This window comes from Pseudoalteromonas sp. SR44-5 (genome assembly GCF_014163675.1).
Classification (GTDB): Bacteria; Pseudomonadota; Gammaproteobacteria; order Enterobacterales; family Alteromonadaceae; genus Pseudoalteromonas; species Pseudoalteromonas rhizosphaerae.
This window is the reverse complement of the sequence record NZ_JACJDT010000216.1, coordinates 1-313: the sequence shown is the minus strand read 5'-3', so window position 1 is coordinate 313 and position 313 is coordinate 1. Positions and strand designations below refer to the sequence as shown.

Sequence of the window (313 nt, the reverse complement as noted above, 5' to 3'; positions counted from 1 at the left end):
ATCACTATACACAAATCAAAACGGTGCGAGTACACATTGATTATCATGTTGAAATAGAGAAACATTATTACAGTGTGCCGTATCAGTGGGTTAAGAAACAATTACGCGCACACATAACCAATCAGTTAGTACAGCTTTATCATGACGATACCTTAATCGCACAGCATCCGCGCTCACATCGTTTAGGCGGGCATACAACACAGTCTCATCATATGCCTCTGGCGCATCAAAAACAGCATGAGCAGTCACCGATAAATTTACGCTCATGGGCATTAAGTATTGGGGAGTATACCCACCAAGTTATTGAGTTACA

Annotated in this window: 1 protein-coding gene; it reads left to right on the top strand. The window is 41.5% G+C overall.

The annotated features are described in order from the left end of the window. Window positions 1–313: Mu transposase domain-containing protein (locus H5154_RS24345; RefSeq protein WP_404936199.1), on the top strand; the 313-nt coding region annotated here is incomplete at both ends.